The 26,238-nt window shown below is 72.6% G+C and carries 21 protein-coding genes; 11 read left to right on the forward strand and 10 right to left on the reverse strand.

Features of this window, described 5'->3' with window-relative positions; all coding sequences use genetic code 11:
* Positions 1–65: 65 nt before the first annotated feature.
* Positions 66–1,757, reverse strand: a complete 1,692-nt coding sequence (locus JOD46_RS02440) for a hypothetical protein (RefSeq protein ID WP_204391398.1) — start codon at positions 1,755–1,757, stop codon at positions 66–68.
* Positions 1,758–2,008: 251 nt separating this feature from the next.
* On the reverse strand, positions 2,009–2,938 hold the full coding sequence (locus JOD46_RS02445) for a carbohydrate kinase family protein (protein WP_204391399.1): 930 nt from the start codon (positions 2,936–2,938) through the stop codon (positions 2,009–2,011).
* A 145-nt stretch (positions 2,939–3,083) separates the two neighbouring features.
* On the opposite strand from JOD46_RS02445, the gene JOD46_RS02450 reads away from it, so the two are divergent.
* Positions 3,084–3,770 (forward strand): TetR/AcrR family transcriptional regulator, encoded by a 687-nt coding sequence (locus tag JOD46_RS02450; protein ID WP_204391400.1) that lies wholly within the window; start codon positions 3,084–3,086, stop codon positions 3,768–3,770.
* Positions 3,771–3,884: 114 nt separating this feature from the next.
* Here JOD46_RS02450 and JOD46_RS02455 read toward each other — a convergent pair whose 3' ends face one another.
* From JOD46_RS02455 to JOD46_RS02475, 5 genes are all read right to left on the reverse strand, one after another.
* Positions 3,885–6,689: an immune inhibitor A domain-containing protein gene (locus JOD46_RS02455; RefSeq protein WP_204391401.1), complete on the reverse strand. Its 2,805-nt coding sequence runs from the start codon at positions 6,687–6,689 to the stop codon at positions 3,885–3,887.
* Positions 6,690–6,905: 216 nt separating this feature from the next.
* On the reverse strand, positions 6,906–7,592 hold the full coding sequence (locus tag JOD46_RS02460) for an HAD hydrolase-like protein (protein WP_307834875.1): 687 nt from the start codon (positions 7,590–7,592) through the stop codon (positions 6,906–6,908).
* 59 nt (positions 7,593–7,651) lie between these two features.
* Positions 7,652–8,347 (reverse strand): endonuclease NucS, encoded by a 696-nt coding sequence (nucS, locus tag JOD46_RS02465; protein ID WP_204391402.1) that lies wholly within the window; start codon positions 8,345–8,347, stop codon positions 7,652–7,654.
* A gap of 78 nt (positions 8,348–8,425) precedes the next feature.
* Positions 8,426–8,902, reverse strand: a complete 477-nt coding sequence (locus JOD46_RS02470) for a hypothetical protein (RefSeq protein ID WP_204391404.1) — start codon at positions 8,900–8,902, stop codon at positions 8,426–8,428.
* 206 nt (positions 8,903–9,108) lie between these two features.
* Entirely contained in the window at positions 9,109–10,440 is a 1,332-nt protein-coding gene (locus JOD46_RS02475; protein ID WP_239562552.1) for an MFS transporter, read from the reverse strand.
* Positions 10,441–10,796: 356 nt separating this feature from the next.
* On the opposite strand from JOD46_RS02475, the gene tdh reads away from it, so the two are divergent.
* From tdh to JOD46_RS02500, 5 genes are all read left to right on the forward strand, one after another.
* Positions 10,797–11,840: an L-threonine 3-dehydrogenase gene (gene tdh, locus JOD46_RS02480; protein ID WP_204391406.1), complete on the forward strand. Its 1,044-nt coding sequence runs from the start codon at positions 10,797–10,799 to the stop codon at positions 11,838–11,840.
* Positions 11,841–11,842: 2 nt separating this feature from the next.
* Positions 11,843–13,030 carry a glycine C-acetyltransferase gene (locus tag JOD46_RS02485; RefSeq protein ID WP_204391408.1) on the forward strand — a complete coding sequence of 396 codons (1,188 nt, stop codon included), beginning with the start codon at positions 11,843–11,845 and terminating at the stop codon, positions 13,028–13,030.
* A gap of 29 nt (positions 13,031–13,059) precedes the next feature.
* Positions 13,060–13,488, forward strand: coding sequence for an SRPBCC domain-containing protein (locus tag JOD46_RS02490; protein WP_204391410.1), 429 nt, complete (start codon positions 13,060–13,062; stop codon positions 13,486–13,488).
* A 46-nt stretch (positions 13,489–13,534) separates the two neighbouring features.
* The gene (locus JOD46_RS02495) at positions 13,535–14,614 is read left to right on the forward strand and encodes a LacI family DNA-binding transcriptional regulator (RefSeq protein WP_204391412.1); all 1,080 of its coding nucleotides are present in this window, start codon (positions 13,535–13,537) and stop codon (positions 14,612–14,614) included.
* Between the two features lie 280 nt (positions 14,615–14,894).
* Positions 14,895–16,130: an amidohydrolase gene (locus JOD46_RS02500; RefSeq protein ID WP_204391414.1), complete on the forward strand. Its 1,236-nt coding sequence runs from the start codon at positions 14,895–14,897 to the stop codon at positions 16,128–16,130.
* A gap of 48 nt (positions 16,131–16,178) precedes the next feature.
* On the opposite strand, the gene JOD46_RS02505 is transcribed toward JOD46_RS02500, so the two are convergent.
* The 3 genes from JOD46_RS02505 to JOD46_RS18435 all read right to left on the reverse strand — a co-directional run bounded on the left by JOD46_RS02505 (position 16,179) and on the right by JOD46_RS18435 (position 18,719).
* Positions 16,179–16,910 carry a head GIN domain-containing protein gene (locus JOD46_RS02505; protein WP_204391416.1) on the reverse strand — a complete coding sequence of 244 codons (732 nt, stop codon included), beginning with the start codon at positions 16,908–16,910 and terminating at the stop codon, positions 16,179–16,181.
* A 76-nt stretch (positions 16,911–16,986) separates the two neighbouring features.
* Entirely contained in the window at positions 16,987–18,348 is a 1,362-nt protein-coding gene (locus JOD46_RS02510) for an MATE family efflux transporter (RefSeq protein WP_307834876.1), read from the reverse strand.
* Positions 18,345–18,719: a YccF domain-containing protein gene (locus tag JOD46_RS18435; protein WP_239562554.1), complete on the reverse strand. Its 375-nt coding sequence runs from the start codon at positions 18,717–18,719 to the stop codon at positions 18,345–18,347. Before JOD46_RS18435 ends, JOD46_RS02510 begins: the two co-directional genes overlap by 4 nt.
* 79 nt (positions 18,720–18,798) lie before the next feature.
* Between JOD46_RS18435 and JOD46_RS02515 the strand changes: the two genes are divergently transcribed.
* The 5 genes from JOD46_RS02515 (at position 18,799) to JOD46_RS02535 (ending at position 26,185) form a co-directional block, all read left to right on the forward strand.
* Complete coding sequence (locus JOD46_RS02515; protein WP_307834877.1) at positions 18,799–20,175, forward strand: TrkH family potassium uptake protein; 1,377 nt, start codon at positions 18,799–18,801, stop codon at positions 20,173–20,175.
* On the forward strand, positions 20,168–20,872 hold the full coding sequence (locus JOD46_RS02520; RefSeq protein ID WP_204391420.1) for a potassium channel family protein: 705 nt from the start codon (positions 20,168–20,170) through the stop codon (positions 20,870–20,872). The genes JOD46_RS02515 and JOD46_RS02520 overlap by 8 nt, the downstream gene beginning before the upstream one ends.
* 96 nt (positions 20,873–20,968) lie before the next feature.
* Positions 20,969–22,945 (forward strand): M13 family metallopeptidase, encoded by a 1,977-nt coding sequence (locus JOD46_RS02525; protein ID WP_204391422.1) that lies wholly within the window; start codon positions 20,969–20,971, stop codon positions 22,943–22,945.
* Between the two features lie 98 nt (positions 22,946–23,043).
* Positions 23,044–23,949: a serine hydrolase gene (locus JOD46_RS02530; protein WP_307834878.1), complete on the forward strand. Its 906-nt coding sequence runs from the start codon at positions 23,044–23,046 to the stop codon at positions 23,947–23,949.
* 121 nt (positions 23,950–24,070) lie between these two features.
* Positions 24,071–26,185 carry a multicopper oxidase family protein gene (locus JOD46_RS02535; protein ID WP_204391424.1) on the forward strand — a complete coding sequence of 705 codons (2,115 nt, stop codon included), beginning with the start codon at positions 24,071–24,073 and terminating at the stop codon, positions 26,183–26,185.
* The last annotated feature ends 53 nt before the right edge of the window (positions 26,186–26,238 follow it).

Here is a 26,238-nt window from a genome sequence, read left to right on the forward strand (position 1 = left end):
CGCGGCGCTGCCGCATGGGGCCATTGTGGCGTCCGCGCGTCATCCGCGTCCACCGATAACGGCGGCTACTGCCCGGTGGACGCGGCCGTGAGCGCGAGCGTGCCGTACTCCACGGTGAGGCGGACGGTCGAACCCCGAACGGCCAGCTCGGCGGTGCCGTTCGCATCGAGCACGCCGGTGTACAGCACCTCGCCGCCGTTGAGCACGGTGTACGAGGCGCCCGGCGCACCGGTCAGCGTCATCGTGCGCCAGCCCGCGGAGGTCGGCTTGCCGAAGCCCACCTCGATCGGCGGGGCGTTCGTCGGGGGCTGGGGCGCGCTCACCGGCTCGGGCTCGGGGGGCCGCGGCGCGGCCGGCGGGGTGCTCGGGTCGGTCACGTCGCCCGGTGCCGGTTCGGTGGGGCTCGGCTCGGCTGGACTGCCGGGCGCGGGGGCCGGCTCGGCCACCGGTCCGCTCGCATCGGTGCCCGGTTCGCCGGACTCCGAGCCGGCGGGCGGGGTGCTGTCGCCGTCGTTCGGCCCCGGATCGTCGCCCGGGTCGGTCCCGGCGTCGGGTTCGCCGGGGATCTCGGAGGCCACCACCACAGGCGGTTGCATGCCGGGCGCCTGCTCCGCGACATCCGTAGACCCCGAGGCCTCGAGGGACCCCGTCGTCGCGCTGGGGCCCGCGGCGCTGAGCGCGATGACGGTGACGATCGCAGCGGCGGCCGCAGCACCCGCGAGCGCCGCGCCGACCGCGAGAACCCGGCGACGCGGAAGCCGGACGACGCCGACCGCCGTCGCCGCGCTCGCGGATCCACGCCGACCGGCCGGGCCGGGTGCGGGCATCGTGACCGGCGTCGTCGCGGCGGCGGTCGACGCGGCGAACAGGAACCCCGCGCCCGCCGCGTGATCGTCGAGGGCGGGGACCGGCTCGAGCGCGACCGCCGACGAGCCCGGGCGCACGGCGTCGAGGAAGGCCGTCCCGGCGGCCGCCCCGAGGACGAGGACGGGCAGGGTCGCCATGAGGCGTCGTGCGAGCACGGCGGGTTCCGCCGAGGCGGCGCGGCACGTCGCGCAGGCGTCGAGGTGCGCCCGCACCTTGGGGCGCAGGTGCTCCGTCGCCCGGTCGCCGAGCGAGCGACGGGCGAGGACCCGGGCGCACTCGGAATCCTCCGGAACCGTGGCCGCGACCGCATCGGCCCACGCGGCGTCGAGGCCGGTGCGCGCCTCGACGAGCAGGCCCTCCGCGCTCGGCAGCGTGAGCGCGAGCTCGGCGGCGATCTCGGCTTCGCCGTGGCCCTCGACCTCCGCGAGCCAGAGCGCCTCCTGGGCGGCGACGGGCAGGCTCGCATACGCCGTCGCGACGGCCCGCGCGTCGCGCATGCCCGCGGGCAGCGCCTCGTCGTACCACTCCTCGGGTGCGAGCAGGGCCGGGTCGCCGTCGACGGGTCCGGCCGCGCGGCCGTCGGCCGTGGCGGCCGCCTCGCGGACCGCGGACAGCACGTAGGGGCGTGCGGCTCCGGACGGGCCGCCGCCTGCGCGGATCGCGCGCGCCGTCAGGGCGGCGGCGGCCGCGACGACCTGCTCGACGTCGGCACGGCCGGGCGTCGCGGAGGCCGCGGTCGTCGCGGCGCCCTCGTGACGGCGCCAGAGGCGCGAGAACGCGAACGCGTCGCCGGCGCGGGCGGCCCGCACGAGCTCCCGGTCGGTGGGGGAGTCGATCACCGGCAGGAGGAGCGGCGTCGTGGCGGGATGGCTGCCGGGGGCGTCCTGCACGTCCACTCCTCTCGGTCCGCCTGCTGGCGGGAGCGCGCAGCGGCGCTCGTCCGTCGGGGCGGTGCACCGGCCAGTGGCGCACCGTCGGGGTTCTGGGGGATCGCGTCGGGCCGGGGGTGCGTCGACCGGCGCCTCCAGGGGTGGGGGCGTCACGCCGGTCGTGCGGCGCACCCGCCGATGTCGCCATCAGCGGTCGGGCCGAGTCTACGACCAACGACCGGTTGCGCCGCAAGACCCCCGAACGCGCGATTTCAGCTGCCGACCCGTGGTGGCACGATGCCGGTGCGCAGCAGCGCACCCTCGTGCCGCACGGTTGCGGCGGCGATCGTCATCGCCTCGCCGAGTGCCTCGGACCACTCGGGCGCCGAGGTGGGCACGCCGTGGACGGCGATGTGGTGCACGATCGCCGAGAGCGTGGCGTCGCCCGCGCCCATGGTGTCGACCACGGGGCCGGGCAGCTCCACGATGTCCGCCCGCACGTCGATCCCGGCGTGGTGCAGCGCCGCGCCGCGGCGTCCGGCGGTCGCGAGCACGGCCGGCCCGGAGGCGGCATCGCCCGAGCGCAGTCGGCGCACGAACTCCTCCAAGGGGGCGCCGAGCAGGAGCTCGGCATCCTCGTCGCCGACCTTGACGAGCAGTGATCGTGCGGCGACGCGCTCGAAGCTGACGAGGAACCGGTCGCGGTCGTGCAGCATGCCCGACCGCGGGTTCCCGTCGACGACGAGCCGGCGCTCGGGGTCGCGGATCGCGTCGAGAAGCAGGTCGACCTGCTCGTCGTCGTCGAAGGGGTAGCAGCTGACGACCACGAGGTCGGCCTCATCGAGCGCCGCTCGGGTCGCGTCGTCGAAGCGCAGCCGTCGACGCTGCGCCGCCTCGTTGAACTCGTACCGGGGCTCGCCGTCGGTGCGGATCGACACGGCGCGCGACGTGCCGTGCTCGGAGGGACTCGCCACGAGCCGGACCCGGTAGTCGTCGAGGAACGCGCGGATGCGCTCCGCGGGCTCGTCGTCGCCGAGCATGGCCACGAGGGTGGCGTCCTCACCGAGCAGGGCGAGCCCGACCGCGACGTTGAGCGCGGCGCCGCCGACGAACTCGCGCGAGCCCGTGGGGTCGCGCAGCTCGTCGATGAGGGCGTCGCCGACGACGGTGATGCGGGCGGGGGAGTCGCTGGGCTGCGGCATCCGCTCGACCTTCCTCTCGGTGGGGCGGCGGGCGTCCGGCCGCACGGCGGTGCACCCAGCGTGTCACGAGCGCCCGCGTCCGTCCACGCGTCGACTCCGGCCGGAACGCTGTACGGTGTGTCGAGTCGCCCCGACGGAAGGCCCCATGAAACCCGGACCCAGACGCAGCCTCAGCCACCGTGAGATCCTCGACGCCGCCTTCGAGCTGCTCGAGGCGAAGGGCTTCGACGCCGTCTCCGTGCGGGGGGTCGCGGGCGCGCTCGGCCTCACCCCGACCGCCATGTACACGTACTACCCCAACAAGCAGGCGCTGCTCGCCGGCATGGTCGAGCAGGTCCTCGGCCGGCTGCCCATCGGGTCGACGGCGGATGGCACGGCGCGCGCGTCCGCGGACGGCGCCGCCGACGCGCGCTCCCGCGTGCTGGCCGTCGCCCACGGCCTGCGCGATCTGCTGGTCCACCGTCCCGGCGCCGTGGGACTCCTGCTCGCGACGCCGCTCGACGGCGCCAATGCGCGCCGGATCGACGAGGAGCTGCTCGCGGCATTCACGGGCGCCGGCCTCGACCTCGCGTCCGCAGGGCGCGCCGCGCACGCCGTGCGCATCCACGTGCTCGGGGCGGTCGCGTTCGACGCGGCCGAGGCCGGCCGGACCGCCGAGGCGCAGGCCGAGGCCGAGACGCCGGGCGCGGCATCCGACACCCTCTGGGACGACCTCGAGTCGTTCCCGCTCGCCGACCGGTGCCGCACGCTCGCCGACGACCCGGCCGAGCGGTTCTCATGGGGGGTCGAGCGGCTGCTCGACGGACTGCTGGCGGCGATGCCCGCCCGCTGACGTCTGCTCGCTGGCGGGCGCCCGCTGACGCCCGCCCGCTGGCGGACGCCCCGCACGCGACGAGGCGCCGACCCCCGAGGGGGCCGGCGCCTCGCCGGTGTCAGGCCGGTCGGATCAGCCCGCCGGCGGCGGGGTCACCGAGATCAGCGCACCCGTGTTGCCGCTGAGCGCGCTCTTCACCGTGATGACGGTGCCGAGTCCGACGCCGTCGTCAGCCGGGTTGCCGGAGCCGAACGGACCGAGGCCGATGTCCAGGCCGTAGAAGTCCGTCGCCGGGTTGCCCGCCAGGTCGTACAGCGGCACCGAGTACGGCGCGTTGCCGGCCGACGGGACGACCACCGACGCGTCGCGGTCGCGGTAGTACAGCGAGCCCGTCGCCGGGTTCACCGCGAAGCCGGGCACCCAGCCCTGGTCGTCGGTGAAGGTCTTCACCGCGGGAAGGGCGGGCAGGTCGGTGCAGTACTCGGTCTCCGGGTCCTCCAGGATGAAGCACTCGGTGAACGGGTACGTCGGCGTCAGGCCGAACGCGGCGTTCGACGACTGGGCACGCGAGGGCATCACGTTGAGCGTCGTCGGGTCGGCGTCGGCCGCCGCGCCCGTGCGCTGCAGCGGGTTGAAGTGGCTGTCCACGATGAGCAGACCGCCCTTCGCGCCGTAGCTCGGCAGCGCCGCCTCGTTCGAGATGATCTGGTTCGAGCTGCCGTACGTCGTGTCGCGGTACCAGATGAGGGCACCGGGCGCGTTGTAGGCGACCTTCTCGACCTTCCAGGCGCCGTCGCTGTAGACGGAGTTGTAGCCGTACTTCAGGCCCTCGTCGAAGCCGTCGAAGTTGCGCCACTCGACGAGGTAGTACTGCGCCTTCACCGAGGTGCCGGTGTCGATCCGCCAACCGGGGCCGGTCGAGTCGACGAACGACGTCACCTCGGGCGTCCAGCCGTTCGCGCCGCTCTCGACGTCGTCGCTCCAGACGGTGGTGCCGCCGCTCGTGAGCGAGAAGTCGTCGCTGAACCAACCGCGGTCCTGGTAGGCCGCGTCGGTGGCGAGGCGCAGGCGCACCTGCACGGTCTGGCCGGCGTAGGCCGAGAGGTCGACGTACTGGTGCACCCAGCCGTGCGAGTCGCCCGTCAGGCCGTACTTCTTGTTGCCGTAGTCGGCCATCCGCTTGTTGGGGTCGCCGTAGCCGTCATCGGTCGAGTCGAGCGCGCCGTCCTCGCCGTAGACCTTCAGCTCGCTCCAGTCGGTGCCGTTCGTCGAGACCTCGACGAAGCCGTAGTCCCAGTCGGCCTCGATGACGTAGTCGTTCCACATCCAGAACTTCGCGTCGCCCGGTACGTTCTCGAACGTGCGCGTGAGGCGCAGGTCGGCCCAGTCCTGGTCGGCGCCGGAGTACCACATCTCCTCGCCGCTGTGCGGCTCGGAGAGGGTGATCACCTTGTCGGGCAGGTTGACCTTGATACCGTCCTTGGTGCCCTTCTTGGGGCGCGAGGTCTGGCCGACCTTGATCGTCTTGGCGTCGTCACCGGGGTTCACGACCTCGGGGTCGGCCCAGCCGAGGACCCACTTGTCCCAGAGGCCCATGTGGGTGGGCATCGACTGGAAGATCGGGCCCGAGTGCGAGCCCGACGACATGAGGTCCCAGAAGTCGACGTCGGAGCTGCCGGCGCCCGAGACGTCGTACAGGTCGGGCAGGCCGAGGTCGTGGCCGTACTCGTGCGCGAACACGCCGACGCCCGAGTCCTCGGGCTGCACGATGTAGTTCGACAGCTTGAGGCCGGTGCCGGGGATGTCGGCGCCGCCGGGGACGGCCGAGGAGTGCGCCCAGATGGCGTAGGTGCCCTCGGCCCCGCCGCCGCCGGACTTGTCCTCACCGGCGTGCACGAGGACGACGTGGTCGATCACGCCGTCGGGCTCGAGGAAGTTCCCGTCGCCGTCGCGGTCGCCCTGGTCCTCGATGTCGTAGTCGGCCCACGGGAAGTCGGGCTGCGCCGCGGCGAGGGCCGCGACCGCGTCGATCGGCAGCGCGTTCGCGCCGAGCGGGTTGTCGGGGTGGCCCTGCATGCCCTGGTAGGCGCCGGCCTCCCACTCGCCCTCCTCGTTCTGGAAGCACGTGGTCGCGCCGTACCAGCCCTCGGAGTGCGGGAGCGTGACCCACGGGGTCGCCTCACCGGTGACGGTGTAGGCGCCGTGCGACATCTCCTCGTACATCGACTTCATCGTGTAGCCCGAGATGTCGATGCCGGGCTTGCCGTCGGGGCCCGTGAGGTCGGGCCGGACGCGTTCGGTGATGCCCTCGTCGGTGAACAGCATCTTGTCGAAGTGCTCGGGGGAGAAGTCCTCGACCCACATCGAGTTGTTGTCCTCGAGCGCGTAGTCGGCGGGGTTCGGGATGTTGTTGTGCAGCGGGCCGTTGACGACCTCGCCGGGCTTGCAGGTCGACGCGCCCCAGTACTCGGGCACCTGCACGTCGGTGAAGTCGTCGTTCGCCTGGTCGTTGAACTCGATCAGGATCGTGAGGAGCTTCGCCTCCTGCGTGCCCTTGGCCTGCTTGAGCGCCTTGGGGCTCTTCCCGGTCTTGATCGACTTCGCCTCGAGCTTGGCGAGGCCGCGCGCGGCCACCGGGTTGCCCTGGGCGTACTTGTGGTCGATCGCCGCCGACTGCTCGACGACCGAGGTCGCCGCCGCGGTCGCCTTGCGCGACCCGTCGATGTCGAGCTCGGTCTCGGTGCCGAACGCCGACTCGACCCGCGGGGCCGCGTAGTTCATGTAGTACTCCGAGGCGTCGATCGACACCTCGTCTCCCTGCGGTGCCGCCGTCGCCATCCCCGTCGCGCCCGTGGCCGCGAATCCGGATGCGACGAGGGCGAGCGCGGGAATGACCGCCACGGCGCGCCTGCGCGCGCGTGCAGTGGTTCCTGCCATGGTTCTCCCTCCGAGTGCCCGCGACGGTGACCGCGGACACGAACGTCGTCCGCCGGTGGGCGGACGTGATCGGCATCCTGCCCCCGGACGGGGGGCGGAGGGAACCCTCCGGAGGGGAAGCGAGCGGGAATCGTTGCTATCGAGACATCCTCGACAAACAGGGATCCGGCGTGGAGGTGCTGTGAACGGCCCGTCGGATGTCGCAGCAGCTGCGACTCAGCGCAGGAGCAGGGTGCGCAGCTGGTCGGTCGAGTGCGCCACGCCGATCGCGTCGCCGGCCTCCTCGGGCGAGCCGTAGCCCCACTCCACGAGGATCGTCGGCACGCCGTGCTCGGCCGCGCCGAAGACGTCGTAGCCGCGGTCGCCGACCATCACGGCGCCCGACGTGTCGACGCCCTGGGCCTCGAGGCGGCGCAGGGCCTCGGCGACCACGTCGGCCTTCGTGCTGCGCGCCTCGTCGTCGCTGGCTCCCGCGATCGTCGTGAAGTAGTGGTCGAGGTCGTGGTGCGCGAGCACCTCCCGTGCCATCGACTCGGGCTTGCTCGTCGCGAGCGCGATCGGCAGGCCCGCGGCGTGCAGTCGCTGGAGCAGGCCCTCGACGCCGGGGAAGACGGGCGAGCGCAGCAGGTGCTCGTCGTAGTGGTCGCGGTAGACGTTCAGCGCCTCCCACGCGTCGACGTCGGTGAACCCCGCGGTCATCCGCAGGCTGTCGAGCAAGGGTGGACCGACGTACGAGCGGAGCGTCTCGTCGTCGGGCACCGGCACGCCCATCTCGGTGAACATGTGCGCGAGCGAGGCCATGATCTCGCTCGCCGAGTCCACGATCGTGCCGTCCAGGTCGAAGAGCACGGCGGTCCACGTGCGCGGGGGCGCGATCGTGGCAACGGGCAGGTCGGAGGTCACCGGGCCATCCTAGGCCCCGAAGATCTGAGCATCACTCAGGTTGACGGGGCTCGGGGCGCTCAGAACAGCCGCGCGTGCCCGCTCTCGACGCCCTTCATGGCGTCGTAGTCGAGCACGACGCACCGGATGCCGCGATCCTCGGCGAGCGTGCGGGCCTGCGGCTTGATCTCCTGCGCGGCGAACACGCCCGTGACCGGCGCGAGCAGCGGGTCGCGGTTCATCAACTCGAGGTACCGGGTGAGCTGCTCGACGCCGTCGATGTCGCCGCGGCGCTTGAGCTCGACCGCGACCGAGCGGCCCGAGGCATCCGTCGCCAGGATGTCGACCGGGCCGATCGCCGTCATGTACTCGCGGCGCACGAGCCGGTACCCCTCGCCGAGGAGGTCGATCTGCTCGGCCAGCAGCTTCTGCAGGTGCGACTCGACGCCGTCCTTCACGAGCCCGGGGTCGACGCCGAGCTCGTGCGCCGAGTCGTGCAGCACCTCGTGGATCGACACGACGAGCTGGTCGGCGGTCTTCGCGTGCGTGACCTTCCACACCTCGGTGACGCCCGCCGCGCGCTGGTCGTCGTCGGGTTCGGCGGCCTGGAGCGTGCAGGGCGGGCTCATCCAGTTCAGCGGCTTGTAGCTGCCGCCGTCGGAGTGCACGAGCAGGCTGCCGTCGCCCTTGACCATGAGCAGGCGCGTCGCGAGCGGCAGGTGCGCCGAGAGCCGGCCGGCGTAGTCGACGGAGCAGCGGGCGATGACGAGACGCACCCTGCGAGTCTACGTCGGACCTCGGACGGGTTCGGGCGGGCCCGCAGGCCGCGGCTGCGGCGACCGCAGCGCCCGGCCTCAGCCCTGTTCCGAGCCGTCGTGCGGCCTGGCCTCGTGGTGGCGCAACCCGCGCGTGCGGTTGCGCTCCTTCATCTCGGACTCGTAGACGTGGCGGCGTCCGTCCACGAGTTCGTCGCGCGCGTCGCGCTCCGACGCCTTCACGGCGGCGTAGTAGGTGTCGTCGTACTCCTCGACGAGCTGGAACGTCCACCGCCCCTCGAGCACGTTGCGGCCGATGATCTCGCGGTCGATGCGGTCGGCGATCTCGTCGTGACCGGCCTTGCGGAACATCTCGACGGCCTCGCTGATCGTCAGGTCGGCCTTTCCCGTCAGCCGGTGGAACCGGTACAGCGAGCCCCGCGCGTCCTCGATCACCTCGAGCGCCTCGGAGTACTTGCCGAGCGCCTCGATCGTCGCGTCCGACACGCCCTCCGGCCGCGTGTGCTCGGGGCGGGGCTCGTCGTCGGGCACGGTGGCGTCGTCGCGCTGGCTCATGCCTGCATCATGCCGACGGATGGCGCGCGCCGCATCCCCTTGTCCCGACGCGCCCGCGCGCCGCAGGCGCACGCGCGGCGCGTCGCGGGCGCGCCCGGCGTGCCGCGGGCGACACGCCGGGGCGCACCTGCGTTGCGCCGGACCGCGCGGGCCGGGCGAGCCCGCGCGAACCCCGCGCGAACCCCGCGCGGCGCCGGTCGCGCGAGTCAGGCGCGGCGGGCCGGGCTGGTGCGCTCGCGCGCGGCCGGCGCCGCGAGCCCGGCGACCACCATCAGGGCGAGCAGGAGCAGCAGACCGTTGAGGATGCCGAAGTGCTCGCCGAGGAAGCCGATGAGCGGCGGGCCGACCAGGAACGCGCAGTAGCCGATCATCGCCACCGCGGAGACGCGCGCCGCGGCATCCGCTCGATCGGGCACGTCGGCTGCAGCCGACATGCCCACCGGAAACGCCAGCGAGCAGCCGATGCCCCACAGGGCGGTGCCGACCACGAGCATCCAGGGCTCGCTCGCGAAGATGAACAGCGAGAGGCCGACGACGCCGATGCCGGCCATGACCTGGAGCACGATCACGCGACCGAAGCGGTCGATGACGGGGCCGCCGAGTACGCGGGCGCCCGTGATCGCGACCGTGAACACCGTGAAGATCGCGGCACCCGTCGTCGCGTCGAGGCCGTGGCCGTCGACGACCGCGAGCGCGAGCCAGTCGTTGGCGCTGCCCTCCGCGAACGACATGCCGAGCATGACGACGCCGATGAGCAGGAGCCGCACGTCGGCCCAGACCGCGAGGCTGCGCTTGAGGCGCACCGTCCAGGCCTCGCGCGGGGCGTCGGCGTGCGCGTCGTCGCCGAGCTCCTCGCGGACGGGCACGAACCGCACCGCGATCACGACGCCGACGGCGATGAACACCGCGATGATGCCGAGGTGCACCGACACCGAGAGGGCGATGGCGGATGCCGCGGCCGCGAGCGCCGCGCCGGCGACCGTGCCGAAGCTGAAGAAGGCGTGCATGAGCGGCATGACGGTCTTGCCGAGCTCGCGCTCGGCCTCGGCGCCCTCGACGTTCATCATCACGTCGACCGCGCCGTTGCCGAAGCCGAACAGCGCGAGGCCGATGGCGACGAGCGCCACGCTCGGCAGTACCGACCCGCCCAGCCCGACGAGCACGAGCCCGGCCGCCGCCGTGACGAGCACGCCGATCATTCCGAGGCGCGCGCCGAACCGCGCCATGAGCCAGGGCGCGCCGATCAGACCGAAGATGGATGCGATCGACCCGGCGAGGATGACGAGGCCGACGCCCTGCGTGCTCAGCCCGACGGCATCGCGCACCGCGGGGATGCGCGCCACCCAGCTCGCGAGCCCGAAGCCCGAGAGGAAGAAGATCGCGAAGATCGCGTTGCGCCACGCGACGAGTTCACGGCGGGGGCGAGCGGATGCCGCGGCGGCGCGCGCGTCGGCGCGCGCCTCGGCGGCGCCGGGGGTCGGCGCGGCGTGCGGCTCGGGCTCGGTCATCGTCTCAACGGGGTCTCGGTGCTGCGACATTACTGCCTCGTCGTCGTGGTGGTGTCGGAAGGATGGGGCTCGAATCGATTCGACTCGAATCGATTCGAGAGTAGCGCCGCCGCCCGCCGTGGTGCAAGCCGGCGTCACGGCGTTCTCGCAGGAAACGGGGGGTGGCGAGCCCGTCGATCGGCGTGTGATGATGTGGCCAATCGAGGACGACGCAACTTGCACTGCGCCGTCCTCGTCCATGTCCGGGCGACCTCCGGTCCCGCGCCATCCGCCGCGCCAGCCATGGCTACGATGGGCGGGTCACCTCGACGCGCGCCGTGACCCTCGGTGCGTGGAACCCGGCGCCGGCCCACCCCGCGGGCGCCCGTACGCAGAAGGCACCGCCGATGAAGGCCCTGTACAAGTCCGCGCCCGGCGCGGGACTCGAGTTCGTCGATCGCCCCGAGCCCGAGACGGGCCCCGCCGACGTCAAGATCCGCGTGCTCCGCACGGGCATCTGCGGCACCGACCTGCACATCGAGCAATGGGACGACTGGGCCGCGTCCGAGATCCGCACGCCGTTGATCCCCGGCCACGAGTTCTACGGCGAGGTCGTCGAGGTCGGCGAGCTCGTGCACGACGTCGCGGTCGGCGACCGGGTGTCGGGCGAGGGGCACATCGTGTGCGGAATGTGCCGCAACTGCCGCGCGGGCCGCCGGCAGATGTGCATCCGCACCAAGGGCGTGGGCCTGCACCGCGATGGCGCGTTCGCCGAGTACGTCGTGATCCCCGGCGAGAACGTCTGGGTGCACCACTCGCCCGTCGACCCCGAGGTCGGCGCGATCTTCGACCCGTTCGGCAACGCCGTGCACACCGCGCTCGCGTTCTCGGTCGTCGGGGAGGACGTGCTCGTCACGGGCTGCGGCCCGATCGGCCTCATGTCGATCGCGGTCGCGCGCCACGTCGGCGCCCGGTTCATCGTCGCGAGCGACGTGAGCCCGGCCCGCCTCGAGCTCGCGATGCGCATGGGCGCGGATGCCACGGTCGACGTGTCGCGCGAGCGCATCCGCGACGTGCAGCCGCGCCTCGGCATGCGCGAGGGCTTCGACGTCGGCTTCGAGATGTCGGGATCGGCCAAGGCGCTGCCCGAGATGATCGAGAACATGAACCACGGCGGGCGCATCGCGCTGCTCGGCCTGCCGAGCGAGCCGTACGCGATCGACTGGGGCAAGGTCGTCACGCACATGCTCACGCTGAAGGGCATCTACGGGCGCGAGATGTTCGAGACGTGGAACTCGATGAGCGCGATGCTGCAGACGAGCGCCGAGCTGCGCTCGCGCGTGGCATCCATCATCAGCGACCGGTACCCGGCGCACGAGTGGCGGGCCGCGTTCGACGCGGCCGCGTCGGGCGGCGTCGGCAAGGTCATCCTCGACTGGACGGAGGTCTGAGCATGTACGGATCGGTGAAGGAGCAGTTGCGGGCCGAGCTCGACGAGATCGAGGCCGCCGGGCTCACCAAGCGCGAGCGCGGCATCCACGGCCCGCAGTCCTCCGAGATCGAGGTCGCGGGGCGCGAGGTGCTCAACTTCTGCGCGAACAACTACCTCGGCCTCGCGAACGACCCGCGCATCGTCGCCGCCGCGCACCGCGGCCTCGACGAGTGGGGCTACGGCCTGGCGAGCGTGCGGTTCATCTGCGGCACGCAGGAGCTGCACCTCGAACTCGAGCGGCGGGTGTCCGAATTCCTCGGCTACGACGACACCATCCTCTTCTCGTCGTGCTTCGACGCGAACGGCGGCGTCTTCGAGGTGCTCTTCGGCGCGGATGACGCGATCATCTCCGATGAGCTGAACCACGCGTCGATCATCGACGGCATCCGGCTCTCGAAGGCGCAGCGGTTCCGCTACCGGAACCGCGACCTGGCCGACCTCGAGGCGCAGCTGCAGGCGGCCTCCGGCGCTCGGCGCCGCGTGATCGTGACCGACGGCGTGTTCTCGATGGACGGCTACGTCGCGCCCCTGCGCGAGATCTGCGACCTCGCCGACGCGTACGACGCGCTCGTCTTCGTCGACGACTCCCACGCCGTCGGGTTCGTCGGCGAGCACGGCCGCGGAACGCCCGAGCTCTGCGGCGTCGAGGGCCGGGTCGACATCACGACCGGCACGTTCGGCAAGGCGCTCGGCGGCGCATCCGGCGGCTATGTCGCCGCACGGCAGGAGATCGTCGACCTGCTGCGCCAGCGCGCCCGGCCGTACCTGTTCTCGAACACGCTCGCGCCGATGATCGTGGCCGGCACGCTCGAGGCGCTGCGGCTCGTGACCGAATCGGGCGATCTGCGGCAGCGGCTCGTGGCGAACGCCGCGCTGTTCCGGCAGCTCATGACCGAGGCGGGCTTCGAGCTGCTCCCCGGCTCGCACCCGATCGTGCCGGTCATGTTCGGCGACGCCGCGCTCACGGCGCGGATCGCCGACGCGCTGCAGGAGCGCGGCGTGTACGTGACGGCGTTCTCGTACCCCGTCGTGCCGAAGGGCAAGGCGCGCATCCGCGTGCAGCTGTCGGCGGCGCACACCGAGGACGAGATCCGTCGCTGCGTCGCCGCGTTCGCCGAGGCGCGTGACGCGGTGGTCGCGGCGGCGTAACGTCGCCCGCGACACCGAGGAGGCGCGAGATGCCCGAGACCCACGTCGCCACATCGCGGATCGAGATCGATGCTCCACCCGAGCGCGTCTGGTCGGTGATCACCGACCCGACGGCCGCGCGCGAGTTCATGTTCGGCACCGAGCTGGAGACCGACTGGGCGGTCGGCGGAGCGATCCGTTGGCGCGGCGAGTACGAGGGGACGTCGTACGAGGACCACGGCGTCGTGCTCGAGTTCGCGCCGCCGCGCCGGCTCGTGAACACGCACTTCAGTCCGCTGAGCGGCCAGGAGGACGTGCCGGAGAACCACCACACGATGACCTGGACGCTCGAGGGCGACGGCCCGACCGTCCTGACGCTCGCGCAGGACAACAATCCGACGCCCGAGGCGGCCGCCCACTCGCAGCGCAACTGGGACGCCCTGCTGGCGACCGTCAAGTCGATCGCCGAGCGCTCGTGACGACACGCTCAGCCCGCTCGAATCGATTCGACCGTACAATCGGATCGTGACCATCGAATCGACCGCGCCCGAGACCGGTGCGATCTCGCGCGTGACGCTGGCCGACGTCGCCGCACGCGCAGGCGTCTCGGCGTCGACCGCGTCGCTCGCCTTCAGCGGCTCCGGCCCCGTGTCGGACGCCACGAAGGAGCGCGTGCTCGCCGCGGCCGCGGAGCTCGGCTACGCCGGGCCCGACCCCCGCGCGCGGTCCCTGCGACGGGGACGCTCGGGCATCGTGGGCGTCGTGCTCGAGGAGCGCGTGCGCGCGGCCTTCCTCGACCCGGTCAAGATCCAGACCCTCGACGGGCTCACCGAGGGCATCGCGCCGCTCGGCGCGGGCCTGCTGCTGTTCACCGACTCCGGCGACCCCGCCGCACCGGTCAGCCTCGACACCGCGCCGGTCGATGCCGTCGTGCTCATCGGGTGCAGCCCCAAGTTCTTCCGCCAGGTCGAGGCCCTGCAGCGCCGGGGCATCCCCATGGTCGCCATCGAGGGGGCGCCCGGCGGCGGCATCCCCGAGATCACGATCGACAACCGCGAGGCGACGCGCCTCGGCGCCGAGCACCTGCGCAGCCTGGGCCACACCGACGTGGTGACCGTCACGCTGCCGTTCGAGCCCGGCCGCACGCGCGGGCCGCTCACGCCCGAGATCGAGGCGGCCGCCACGGTCGACACGGCCGTCGAGCGGTTGCGCGGCGCGCGCGACGTCTACCCGGGCCTGCGCGCGCAGGTCGCCGCCGCGAGCTCGATCGAGGAGGGGCTCGAGGCGGGCCGGGCCGTGCTGGCGGATGCCGCGACGCGCCCGACCGCGATCATCGCGCAATCCGACCTGCTCGCCGCCGGCGTCATCCGCGCGGCCGAGGAGCTGGGCCTGAGCGTGCCGGGCGACGTCAGCGTGATCGGCTTCGACGGCATCCGCGTCGACGGCCTGCAGCACGACCTGACCACGCTCGTGCAGCCGTCGGTCGCGAAGGGCCGCGCCGCGGGCGAGGCGGTCGTGCGGATGCTGTCGGGCGAACCGGCCGCCGGCACCGATTTCACGAGCACCCTCCACGTGGGCGACACCACGGCCCGGCCGCGCGCCTGACCCCGCGCGCTGCCGCCCCGGACGCCGCGCGCTGCGCCCCCGGACGCCGCGCGCTGCGCCCCCGGACGCCGCGCGCTGCGCCCCCGGACGCCGCGCCCGCCCTCGCCCGCGCGCTCTCGCCCGCGCGCTCCGCGCACGACGTCCAGTTCTGCGGATATACGATCCGCCACCCCGGCGGATGGACGGCATCAGCGGCGCGCCCGATCGTATATCCGCAGAACTGGACGGGCGCGCGGCATCCCACGCGGCTCGCCGCCGACCCACTGCCTAGGCTGCGGACATGGGCATCGACCTCGCCGAGCTGTACCGCGACCTGCACGCCAACCCCGAGCTGAGCTACCAGGAGCACCGCACGGCGGGCATCGCCGCCGACCACCTGCGCGGGCTCGGGTACGAGGTGACCACCGGGCTCGGCGGCACGGGGGTGCTCGGCGTGCTCCGCAACGGCGACGGGCCGACCGTGCTGCTGCGCGCCGACATGGACGCGCTTCCCGTCGAGGAGGCGACCGGCCTCGAGTACGCGAGCACGCGGCGCGGGATCGACCCCGCGGGCGCCGACGTGCCCGTGATGCACGCGTGCGGGCACGATGTCCACGTCACGTGCCTCGTCGGCTCGGCCGAGCGACTCGCCGCCGAGCGCGAGCGGTGGCGTGGCACCCTGGCGGTCGTGTTCCAGCCCGCCGAGGAGCTCGGCTCGGGCGCGCACGCGCTCGCGCGCGACGGCCTGTTCGAGCGCATCCCGCGGCCCGACGTCGTGCTCGGCCAGCACGTCGCGCCGTTCCCGGCCGGGTACGCCGCGATCCACCCCGGTGTCGCGTTCGCGGGCGACGACTCGCTCACGATCGTGCTGCACGGTGCGGGCGGGCATGGGTCGCGCCCCGAGACCACCGTCGATCCGGTCGTGCTCGCGGCATCCGTCATCACGCGACTGCAGGCCGTGGTCTCGCGCGAGATCGCCGCGACCGAGTCGGCCGTCGTATCCGTGGGGCAGGTGCACGCCGGCAAGAAGAACAACATCATCCCGTCCGAGGCCCGGCTCGGGCTCAGCGTGCGCACCTTCGACGCGCACGTGCGCGAGCGCGTGCTCGCCGCCATCGAGCGGATCGTGCACGCCGAGGCCGCGGCATCCGTTGCCCCGACGCCGCCCGAGATCATCACGGACGGTGAGTTCCCGCCGACCGTCAACGACGCCGCCGCGACGGAGCGCACGGCCGCGGCCCTGCGGCGTGCGCTCGGCGACGAGCGCGTGATCGACCCCGGCGTGGTCTCGGGGAGCGAGGATGTCGGCGTGCTCGCCGACGCGGGCGGTGCGCCGCTCGCGTACTGGGTGCTCGGCGGCGCCGATCCCGCCCTGTTCGAGGACTTCCTGCGCACCGGACGACTGCCCGATGTGCCGTCGAACCACTCGCCGCACTACGCGCCCGTGATCGAGCCGACGCTCGCCACGGGGGTCGACGCGCTCGTCGCAGCGGCGCGCGAGTGGTTGGCCGAGCCCGAGGCCGCCCCGGCCCCCTGAGCGCTGGCCCGAGCGTCGGCCGGCGCGTCCGCCGGCGCCCCCGCGCGATCAGGAGGGCTCGATCCGACCCGACCCGGAGATGGTGCTGCGGATCTCCGGCCGGCCGGAGTAGCGCACGGTCCCGCTGCCCGAGAGCGTGACGTCGAGCGAGTCGGACACGTCGACGGACACGCCGCCCGATCCCGAGAGCACGATCTGGGCCGACTGCGCGCTCAACCCACCGGCGTCGATGTCGCCGGAGCCGCTGACGTTCACCGCGAGCCGGTCGGTGCGCCCCTCGACCATGATGGAGCCGGATCCGCTGATCGAGGCGTCCACCGACTCGGCATCGACCCGGTCGGTCTCGATCTCACCGGAGCCGCGGATGTCGAGGGAGACCTCGCTCGCGTCCCCGAACTCGGCGGAGACGTCGCCGGACCCCTCGATGACCACCGACTGGAGCGAGGTCACCGTCACGTCGATGTCGAGGTCCTGCTCGCCCACGATCAGGGGGCCGCGCCCGACCTCGATGACGAGCCGGTCCCCGTCCACCTCGGTGGAGAGGCGCTGCAGCACGTTCTCGCCGCCGGTGACCGTGAGCGCGGGCGCATCGCCCAGTCGCACGGTGAGGTCGCCCGCCGTGCGGAACACGATCTCGCTCGCGTCGTCGATGTCGCGATCCTCCGTGGTGCGGTCTCCGGCGTTCACGAACGGCACGCATGCGGTGAGCGCGAGCACGGTCGAGCCGACGGCGGCGACCATGCCGGCGGTGCGGATGACGGTGGCGCGTCGGGTGGACATGGCGGTTCCTTCCTCCGGCGGACGTCCCGACGCTAGCCGAGCCGCTCGCGCACCGTCGGGCCGTTGGTCACTCCGCCTACGCAGGCGCGCCGGTCACCATCCACGCCGCGCCGCGCGCCCGGAGCGACAGCGTCACGGCGCGCGCCGCGAGGTAGCCGACCGCGAACGCCGCGGTCAGCGCCGCGAGCGCCAGCGCGCCGGGCACGTCGGCCCCCGCGCCATCCGCCCACCACACGACGCCGAACGCGAGCGGCACGAACACCGCGAGGTTCACGAGCCCCGTCCAGGCGAGGTAGCGCGCGTCGCCCGCGCCGATGAGCACGCCGTCGAGCACGAACACGAGCCCGCCCAGCGGCGCGGACAGTCCGAGCACGACGAGCGAGGGCGGGAGCAGCGCCGCCACGTCGGCCGACGAGGTGAACAATGCGGGCAGCACCCACGCCATCGCGATGACGAGGGCGCCGATGACCGCGCCCGAGCCGATGCCCCACTCGACGCACCGCCGCAGGACGGCGCGCACCTGCGCGACGTCGCCGGCGCCGAGCCCCTTGCCGATGAGGGCCTGCGCGGCGATCGCGAGCGCGTCGAGCGCGAAGCCCAGGGTGAAGTAGATCGTGATGGCGACCTGATACGCCGCGAGCTCGTCGCGGCCGAGCGACGTCGCCGCCCACGTCGCGAGCAGCAGCGCCGCGCGCAGGCTCAGCGTCCGCAGGAACAGCCACCCGCCCGACCGCGCGCCGCGCAGCACGCCCGCGTGGTGCGGCCACGGGCTCGCGCCGACCCGCGCGACGTGCCGCGCGACGACGCCGAGGTAGACGAGCACCATGCCCCACTGCGCGACGACCGTGCCCAAGGCCGACCCCGCGATGCCCCAACCGAGCCCGTAGATGAAGAGCGCGTTCAGCGCGATGTTCGCGGCGAAGCCGGTGCCCGCGACGTAGAGCGGGGTGCGCGTGTCCTGGAGGCCGCGCAGCAGGCCCGTCGCGGCGAACACCACGAGCATCGCGGGGAGCCCCGCCATCGAGATCGAGAGGTAGACGGATGCCTCGGCGGTCACGTCGGCGGACGCGCCGAAGGCGCCCACGAGCCACGGCGCGGCGAGCCATCCGAGCACCGCCAGCAGCACGCCGAGCCCGAGCGCGAGCCAGAGCCCGTCGACGCCCGACGCGACCGCGCCGCGCTCGTCGCCCGCGCCGAGCCGCCGCGCGACCGCGGGCGTGGTCGCATAGGCGAGGAAGATCATCAGGCCGATGATCGTCTGCAGCACGGCGCTCGCGAGGCCGAGCCCGGCGAGCGGTGCGGCGCCCAGGTGGCCCACCATGGCGGTGTCGGCGAGGAGGAACAGCGGCTCGGCGACGAGCGCGCCGAGCGCGGGCACGGCGAGGCGCAGGATGTCGCGGTCGACGGCCCGACGCGCGACGACGGGAGCGGTGCTCACCTCGACTCGACGATCTCCTTGCCGAGCGGCGCGAGCGAGACCGGGATCAGCTTGAAGTTCGCGATGCCGAGCGGGATGCCGATGATCGTCAGGCACATGAGGACGCCCGTGATGAGGTGCTCGAGCGCGAGCCACCAGCCGGCGAGCAGCACCCACACGACGTTGCCGAGGAACGAGAACACGCCCGAGCGCGGCTTGGACACGACCTCGCGCCCGAACGGCCACAGCGAGTAGTTCGCGATGCGGAACGAGGCGATGCCCCACGGGATCGTGACGATGAGCACGCACATGATCAGGCCCGCGAGCATGTACCCGATCCAGAGCCAGATGCCCGCGAGGATGAGCCAGACGACGTTCAGGATCGTGTTCATGATGGCTCGATCCTCCCATCCCCGCCGACCCCGCGCGAGCCCCTCGGCGAGCCCGAGCGGCCGGGCGTAGGATGCGGCAGTGACCTCACGCGAACCGGTGGGTGCGAGCCCCCTCGTCCGCCTGAGACGGGGAATCCGGCTGCACCCCGCCCAGGTCGTCGTGGTCGGGTTCGCCTCGGCCGTGCTGGCCGGGACGCTGCTGCTCCTCCTCCCGCCGATGACCGTCGAGGCCGAGGGCACGTCGTTCGTCGACGCCCTCTTCACGGCGACGAGCGCGGTCTGCGTGACCGGGCTCACCGTGCTCGACACGCAGTTGCACTGGAGCCCGCTGGGCCACGTCGTCATCATGCTGCTGATCCAGGTCGGGGGCCTGGGCATCATGCTGTTCGCCTCGCTCATCGGGCTGGTGCTCGCCCGCAAGATGTCCGTCCGCACGCGCCTGAACACGGCGACCGAGGCGAGCGTCGTCGGCTTCGCCGACGTGCGCGGGCTCGTCCGGGGCATCGTCCTGATCTCGTTCGCGATCGAGGGCGCCACGTGGGCGTTCCTGTTCCCGCGGTTCCTGTTCGGCTACGAGTACAGTCCGGCGGATGCCGCGTGGTATGCGCTGTTCCATTCCGTCTCGTCGTTCAACAACGCCGGGTTCGCGCTGTACACGAACAACCTGATGGACTTCGTCGGCGACCCGTTCATCTGCCTGCCCATCTGCGCGGCGATCATCCTCGGGGGCCTGGGCTTCCCGGTGATCATGCAGCTGCGCAAGGAGTTCCGCCGCCCGCTCCACTGGTCGATGAACACGAAGCTCGTGATCTGGGGCACGATCCTGCTGATCGTCGCCGGATGGGCCTACCTCACGGTGGTCGAGTGGAACAATCCCCGCACGTTCGGCCCGCTCGACCCCGGCGCGAAGCTGCTCGCGGGGTTCTTCGCCTCGGTCCAGACGCGCACCGCGGGGTTCAACAGCGTCGACATCGGCATGATGCACGACGAGAGCTGGGTCGCGATGGACGTGCTGATGTTCATCGGCGGCGGCCCGGCCGGCACCGCCGGCGGCATCAAGGTGACCACGTTCGCGGTGCTGTTCTTCATCCTGCTCACCGAGCTCCGCGGCGAGGCCGCCGTGAACATCTTCGGCAAGCGGCTCTCTCGCGCGGTGCACCGCCAGGCGATCACGGTCGCGCTCATCGCGGTCGGCGCGGTGGTGGCCGCGACCGTCCTGCTCATGCACCTCACGGGCCTGGGCCTGGACCGGGTGCTGTTCGAGGCCGTCTCGGCGTTCGGCACGGTGGGCCTCTCGACCGGCATCACGCCCGACCTCCCGCCCGCGGCCGACGTCGTGCTGGCCCTGCTGATGTTCCTCGGCCGCATCGGCCCGCTCACCCTGGGAACGGCGATCGCGCTGCGCAACCGCCGCATCCTCTACGAACTCCCGAAGGAGAGGCCCGTCATTGGCTAGGTTCACGCTGTTCGGCGGCGCGAGCGACACGTCGCGCCGCATCGCCGAGGCCGACTCGGTGGTGGTCATCGGCCTCGGCCGGTTCGGCCAGTCGCTCGCGCTCGAGCTCGTCGCGGGCGGCACCGAGGTGCTCGGCATCGATGCCGACGAGGAGATCGTCCAGTCGCTCAACGGCGAGCTCACCCAGGTCGTGCGCGCCGACTCGACGAAGTCGGAGGCGCTGCGCCAGCTCGCGGTCGACGAGTTCGACCGGGCCGTCGTGGCGATCGGCTCCGACATCACCGCGTCGATCCTCACGTGCTCGGTGCTGCTCGGCATGAAGATCCCGATGATCTGGGCGAAGGCCGTCACCGAGCAGCACGCGGTGATCCTCGAGCAGCTCGGCGTGCACCATGTCATCCGGCCCGAGGCCGAGATGGGGCGCCGGGTCGCGCACCTGGTCCGCGGCGCCGCGCTCGACTACATCGAGATCGAACGGGGCTACGCGATCGTGAAGTCCGCGCCGCCCGAGCGCCTGTTCGGCGTGCCGCTCGGCCAGACGGGCCTGCGCAAGGAGTTCGGCGTCACCGTCGCGGCGTTCAAGAAGCCGGGCGGCGAGTGGCACAACGCCGACGCCGACACCGTGCTCGGCAAGGGCGACACCATCCTGATCGTCGGGCCCACGCGCAAGGCCGAGGGGTTCGCGCAGCTGCGCTGACCGAAGGGATGCCCCGCGCTGCGAGAGCGCCGTGAGGCGCGCCGTCGCGGCATCCGTTCGCCGGGTTCCCGGCACCCCGCCGCGTAGTCTGTCGACATGAGCGACGCGACGAAGCCCTCCGGCATCATCCTCGACGAACTCGACCCCGAGGTACGCCCGCAGGACGACCTGTTCCGGCACGTCAACGGCAAGTGGATCGCGCGCACCGAGATCCCATCCGACAAGGCGCGCTACGGCAGCTTCATCGTGCTCTTCGAGGAGGCCGAGCAGGCCGTCCGCGAGATCATCGAGGAGGCGCAGCAGGCCGAGCCGGGCACCGAGGCCCGGAAGGTGGGCGACCTGTTCGCGTCGTTCATGAACGAGGAGCGCGCCGAGCTGCTGGGCGCGACGCCCATCGCGGCGCAGCTCGTCGAGGCCTCGCTCCCCGGCACGATCGAGCAGCTGCTCGACACCGTCGGCCGGCTCGAGCGCCAGGGCGTGTCGGGCTTCGCGCAGCTCTTCGTCGACAACGACCCCGGCGACCCCGAGCGCTACCTCGTGTTCGTCGAGCAGGGCGGCATCGGGCTGCCCGACGAGAGCTACTTCCGCGAGGAACGCTTCGCCCCGATCCGCGAGAAGTACCTCGCCCACCTCGAGCGCATGTTCGGGCTCGCGAAGCTCGACGATGCCGCGGCCCGCGCCCGCCGGGTGTTCGACCTCGAGACCGAGATCGCGGCGACGCACTGGACCAACGTCGACTCGCGCGACAGCCAGAAGACCTACAACCTCATGCCGTGGGCGGATGTCGCGGCCGCCGCCTCCGTCGACCTCGACGTGTGGCGCGACGCGATGGGCGTGCCCGCGCGCGCCTTCGACGAGCTCGTCGTGCGGCAGCCGAGCTTCGTCGAGGGCGTCGGACGCCTGCTGACCGGCGACCGCCTCACGGCGTGGCGCGACTGGCTGGCCTGGCAGGTCATCCGCTCGAGCGCCGCCTACCTGTCGAGCGACTTCGTCGAGGCGAACTTCGACTTCTACGGGCGCACGCTCACGGGCACGCCCGAGCTGCGCGAGCGGTGGAAGCGCGGCGTCTCGTTCGTCGAGGGCGCGATGGGCGAGGCGGTCGGCCGCATCTACGTCGAGCGCCACTTCCCGCCGGCCGCGAAGGAGGCGATGGACGAGCTCGTCGCGAACCTCGTCGAGGCCTACCGCGAGTCGATCGCCGAGCTGGACTGGATGGGCGAGGAGACCCGCGCGAAGGCGCTCGAGAAGCTCGCGAAGTTCACGCCGAAGATCGGCTACCCCGTGAAGTGGCGCGACTACTCGACGCTCGCGGTCGACGCATCCGACCTGGTGGCCAACGTGCGCGCCGCGGCCGAGTTCGAGTTCCAGCGCCAGCTCGGCAAGATCGGCAAGCCGATCGATCGCGACGAGTGGTTCATGACGCCGCAGACGATCAACGCGTACTACAACCCGGGCTTCAACGAGATCGTGTTCCCGGCCGCGATCCTGCAGTTCCCGTTCTTCGACGCCGACCGGGACGCCGCGGCGAACTACGGCGCGATCGGCGCCGTGATCGGGCACGAGATCGGCCACGGCTTCGACGACCAGGGATCGCGCTTCGACGGCGACGGGCGCCTCACCGACTGGTGGACGGAGGGCGACCGCGCGGCGTTCGAGGAGCGCACGAAGGCGCTCATCGACCAGTACGACGCGCTCGTGCCGCTCCAGCTGGAGGCGTCGCCCGACGGCGAGCACCACGTGAACGGCGCGCTCACGATCGGCGAGAACATCGGCGACCTCGGCGGGCTCGCCATCGCGTGGAAGGCGTACCGGCTCTCGCTCGACGGCGCGGAGGACGACGTGGTCGACGGGCTCACCGGCGCCCAGCGCTTCTTCCTCTCGTGGGCCCAGGCCTGGCAGATGAAGGGGCGCGACGAGGAGGTCATCCGCCTGCTCGCGATCGATCCGCACTCGCCGAACGAATTCCGGTGCAACCAGATCGTCCGCAACATCGACGAGTTCTACACTGGCTTCGAGGTCACTCCCGACGACGCGCTCTGGCTCGACCCGGCCGAGCGCGTGCGCATCTGGTAGCCGCCTCGCACCTGCCCTGTCCGTCCCCGTCGCACGCACCGTGTCAGCCGCGGTGGGGGAGCGTGCGACCCGAACGAAAGTCCGCTGACTCCGCCGTGGTGACCTCGTCGCAGGATTCCGAGCGCCGTGCTCGGCACGCCAGCATCCGCCGGGGCCGCCATCGTACCGACGAGCCGAACGAGGACTTCTCGCGCGGGTTCGACGCGCTCGGCGAACTCGCCCTCGCGGGCGTGCAGGTCTCGGCGCGCGCGACCGACCTCGCGACGGGCCGCGTGCTGTTCTCGGTCGATGACCACGTGGTCATGCCGACCGCGTCGATCGGCAAGGTGCTGCTGCTCGTCGAGGTCGCCTCGCGCCTCGGGCATGCGAGCCCCGAGGCGTTCACGGTGCTCGACCGCGCGCCGCGCGACGCGGTCGGCGACTCGGGCATCTGGCAGCACCTGCAGACCCCGTCGCTGCCCATGGCCGACCTCGCGGCGATGGTCGGCGCGTCGAGCGACAACCTCGCCACGAACGTGCTGATCCGCCATATCGGGCTCGAGGCCGTGCGTGCGCGCACCGAGACGCTGGGGCTGACCCGCACCGCGCTGCTCGACCTGGTCCGCGACCACCGCGGCCCCGATGACGCGCCGCAGCTCTCGATCGGGTCGGCCAAGGAGCTCACCTGGCTGTTCGCATCGCTCGCGCGGGGCGAGGTCGTCAGCCCCGAGGTGTCGCAGCGGGTCGTGGGGTGGCTCTCACTGAACACCGACCTCTCGATGGTGGCCTCCGCGTTCGGGCTCGACCCGCTCGCGCATCGCATGCCCGACCACAACCTGCTGCTGATGAACAAGACGGGCACCGACGGCGGGGTCCGCAGCGAGGTCGGGGTGCTGCGGGGCCCGCGCGCGAGCGTGGCGTACGCGGTGTCGATGTACTTCGCCGACACCATGCTCGCGTCGCGGCTCGCGGTGCTCGACGGCATGCGGCAGGTCGGCGCCGACCTGCTCGAGTACGTGCACTGAGCGGGCCGGGCGCGGAACCCGAACGGGGGCTTGCCGGGCGGCGCGCCACGGCGGGAACCTGAGGGAAACTCGCGTGTACCCGACCGTCTCTGCGGCCGCGCGAGTCCGGCAGGTGAGTGGAATGCCCGAGCCCCAGACCCCGCAGCGCCAGCTGCTCAGCCGACGCGCCTTCATCACGGCGGCGGGCGCCGCGGGTGCGGGGTTCATCCTCTGGGCCGCCCTCCCGGGCGGTCGCGCGATCGCACTCGCCCATGTGCCGCGAGCCTCGCTCTCGGCGGCCGCCATCCCGAAGTTCCAGACCCCGCTCCTCATCCCGCCGGTGATGCCGCGCGCCGGAACGATCACCGTGCCCGGCGGCAAGCCCGTCGACTCGTACGAGATCTCGATGCGGCAGTTCACCCAGCAGGTGCTGCCGGCCGGGTACCCCGCGACCACCGTGTGGGGGTACGGCGCCGTGACCTCGGCGGGCAAGAAGGGCCTGCTCCTCCACAACGCCCCCTCCCTCACGATCGAGGCGAAGTGGGACCGGCCGGTCAGGGTGAAGTGGATCAACGACCTCGTCGATGCGAACGGGAACGCCCTGCCGCACCTGCTGCCGGTCGACCCCACGCTGCACTGGGCGAATCCGCCTGGCGGCACCGAGGGGCGAGACGAGCGACCCCACTTCGAGACGACGCCCGGGCGCTACACGGGCCCGGTCCCGATCGTCACGCACGTGCACGGGTCGGTCGGCGTCGGCGACGAGAGCGACGGCTACGCCGAGGCCTGGTACCTGCCTGCCGCGAAGGACCTCCCCGCCGGGTACGCGACCGAGGGCACCTGGTACGAGTTCTTCGCGGCCAAGGCCGCGGCCGCCCACGGCGTCGAGTGGGGGCCGGGCTTCGCGACGTTCCAGTACCCGAACTCCCAGCGCGCCTCGACCCTCTGGTACCACGACCACACGCTCGGCATGACCCGGCTCAACGTGTACGCGGGGCCCGCCGGGTTCTTCCTCGTGCGCGGCGGCCCCGACGGTGACGACGCGGTCCGCGACGCCAGGACGGGCGCCCGCGCCGTCCTGCCCGGGCCCGCGCCAAAGGAGGGCGACCGCATCCCGCCGAACAAGACCTACTACGAGATCCCGATCGCCGTGCAGGACCGCTCGTTCAATCCGGACGGCTCGCTCTTCTACCCCGACTCGCGCGAGTTCTTCGACGGCATCGTCGCCGACTACCTGCCCGACGGCGAGTTCTCGCCGATCTGGAACCCCGAGTTCTTCGGCGAGACGATCATCGCCAACGGGAACACCTGGCCGTTCCAGGTCGTCGAGCAGCGTCGCTACCGGTTCCGGTTCCTCAATGGCTGCCAGTCGCGGTTCCTGATCCTCGACTTCAGCGGCATCCCCGGCGTCCGAGCCTGGCAGATCGGCAACGAGGGCGGCTTCCTCGCCGCTCCGGTCGACCTCGCGGCGTACGGCGACCGCCTGCTCCTGGCGCCGGCCGAGCGCGCCGACCTCGTGGTCGACTTCGCCGCCGTCCCGCTCGGCGACCACGTGCTCGGGAACGTCGGCCCCGACGCGCCGTTCGGCGGCGGTGAGCCCGGCGTCGCGTTCACCATGGCGGACCCGGCGACGACGGGTCAGATCCTGGCGTTCCGCGTCGTGCCCGCCGTCGGGCCCGATCCGACCACGCCACCCGAGCACCTGGCCCTCCCGCAGATCATGCCGCTGCCCGCCGAGTCCGTCGTGCGACCGCTCGCGCTCGTCGAGCGATCGGCGGAGGGCGAGGACGACGAGGGCGAGGAACTCGAGGGTCCGACCTCCGCGGTGCTCGGGACGCTCGAGGACGGCGTGTGGACCGAGCGCGAATGGGCCGACGAGGTCACCGAGAACCCCGCCCAGGGCGCCACCGAGGTGTGGGAGTTCGTGAACACGACCGCCGACGCGCACCCCATGCACGTGCACGAGGTCGCGTTCGAGGTCGTCGGTCGTGAGGGACTCGTGCTCGACGGGGACGAGGTCGCCGTGCCCGTGCAGCCCGATGGCGTCGTCACGCCGCCCGAGCCGTGGGAGACCGGGCGCAAGGACACCGTCATCGCCTATCCGGGACAGGTGACCCGCGTGCGTGCGAGGTTCGACCGCGCCGGCCAGTACGTGTGGCACTGCCACATCGTCGAGCACGAGGACAACGAGATGATGCGGCCGTACCGCATCGGCCCGGTCCAGCCGGGCCAGCCGGGAGGGTCCGACCAGATGTGACGGGCGGATGCCGCGACTCTCACGCCACGCGGCATCCGCCCGCCGCAGCACGC

This window comes from Agromyces aurantiacus, assembly GCF_016907355.1.
GTDB classification, from domain to species: Bacteria; Actinomycetota; Actinomycetes; order Actinomycetales; family Microbacteriaceae; genus Agromyces; species Agromyces aurantiacus.

What these genes read in the sequence shown, in the direction of transcription:
- JOD46_RS18435 (WP_239562554.1), bottom strand. Translation starts at nt 18,719, where the DNA reads ATGAACACGATCCTGAACGTCGTCTGGCTCATCCTCGCGGGCATCTGG.
- JOD46_RS02485 (WP_204391408.1), top strand. Translation starts at nt 11,843, where the DNA reads ATGTACGGATCGGTGAAGGAGCAGTTGCGGGCCGAGCTCGACGAGATC.
- JOD46_RS02500 (WP_204391414.1), top strand. Translation starts at nt 14,895, where the DNA reads ATGGGCATCGACCTCGCCGAGCTGTACCGCGACCTGCACGCCAACCCC.
- JOD46_RS02535 (WP_204391424.1), top strand. Translation starts at nt 24,071, where the DNA reads ATGCCCGAGCCCCAGACCCCGCAGCGCCAGCTGCTCAGCCGACGCGCC.
- JOD46_RS02450 (WP_204391400.1), top strand. Translation starts at nt 3,084, where the DNA reads ATGAAACCCGGACCCAGACGCAGCCTCAGCCACCGTGAGATCCTCGAC.
- tdh (WP_204391406.1), top strand. Translation starts at nt 10,797, where the DNA reads ATGAAGGCCCTGTACAAGTCCGCGCCCGGCGCGGGACTCGAGTTCGTC.
- JOD46_RS02490 (WP_204391410.1), top strand. Translation starts at nt 13,060, where the DNA reads ATGCCCGAGACCCACGTCGCCACATCGCGGATCGAGATCGATGCTCCA.
- JOD46_RS02505 (WP_204391416.1), bottom strand. Translation starts at nt 16,910, where the DNA reads ATGTCCACCCGACGCGCCACCGTCATCCGCACCGCCGGCATGGTCGCC.
- JOD46_RS02455 (WP_204391401.1), bottom strand. Translation starts at nt 6,689, where the DNA reads ATGGCAGGAACCACTGCACGCGCGCGCAGGCGCGCCGTGGCGGTCATT.
- JOD46_RS02470 (WP_204391404.1), bottom strand. Translation starts at nt 8,902, where the DNA reads ATGAGCCAGCGCGACGACGCCACCGTGCCCGACGACGAGCCCCGCCCC.
- JOD46_RS02475 (WP_239562552.1), bottom strand. Translation starts at nt 10,440, where the DNA reads ATGTCGCAGCACCGAGACCCCGTTGAGACGATGACCGAGCCCGAGCCG.
- JOD46_RS02525 (WP_204391422.1), top strand. Translation starts at nt 20,969, where the DNA reads ATGAGCGACGCGACGAAGCCCTCCGGCATCATCCTCGACGAACTCGAC.
- JOD46_RS02445 (WP_204391399.1), bottom strand. Translation starts at nt 2,938, where the DNA reads ATGCCGCAGCCCAGCGACTCCCCCGCCCGCATCACCGTCGTCGGCGAC.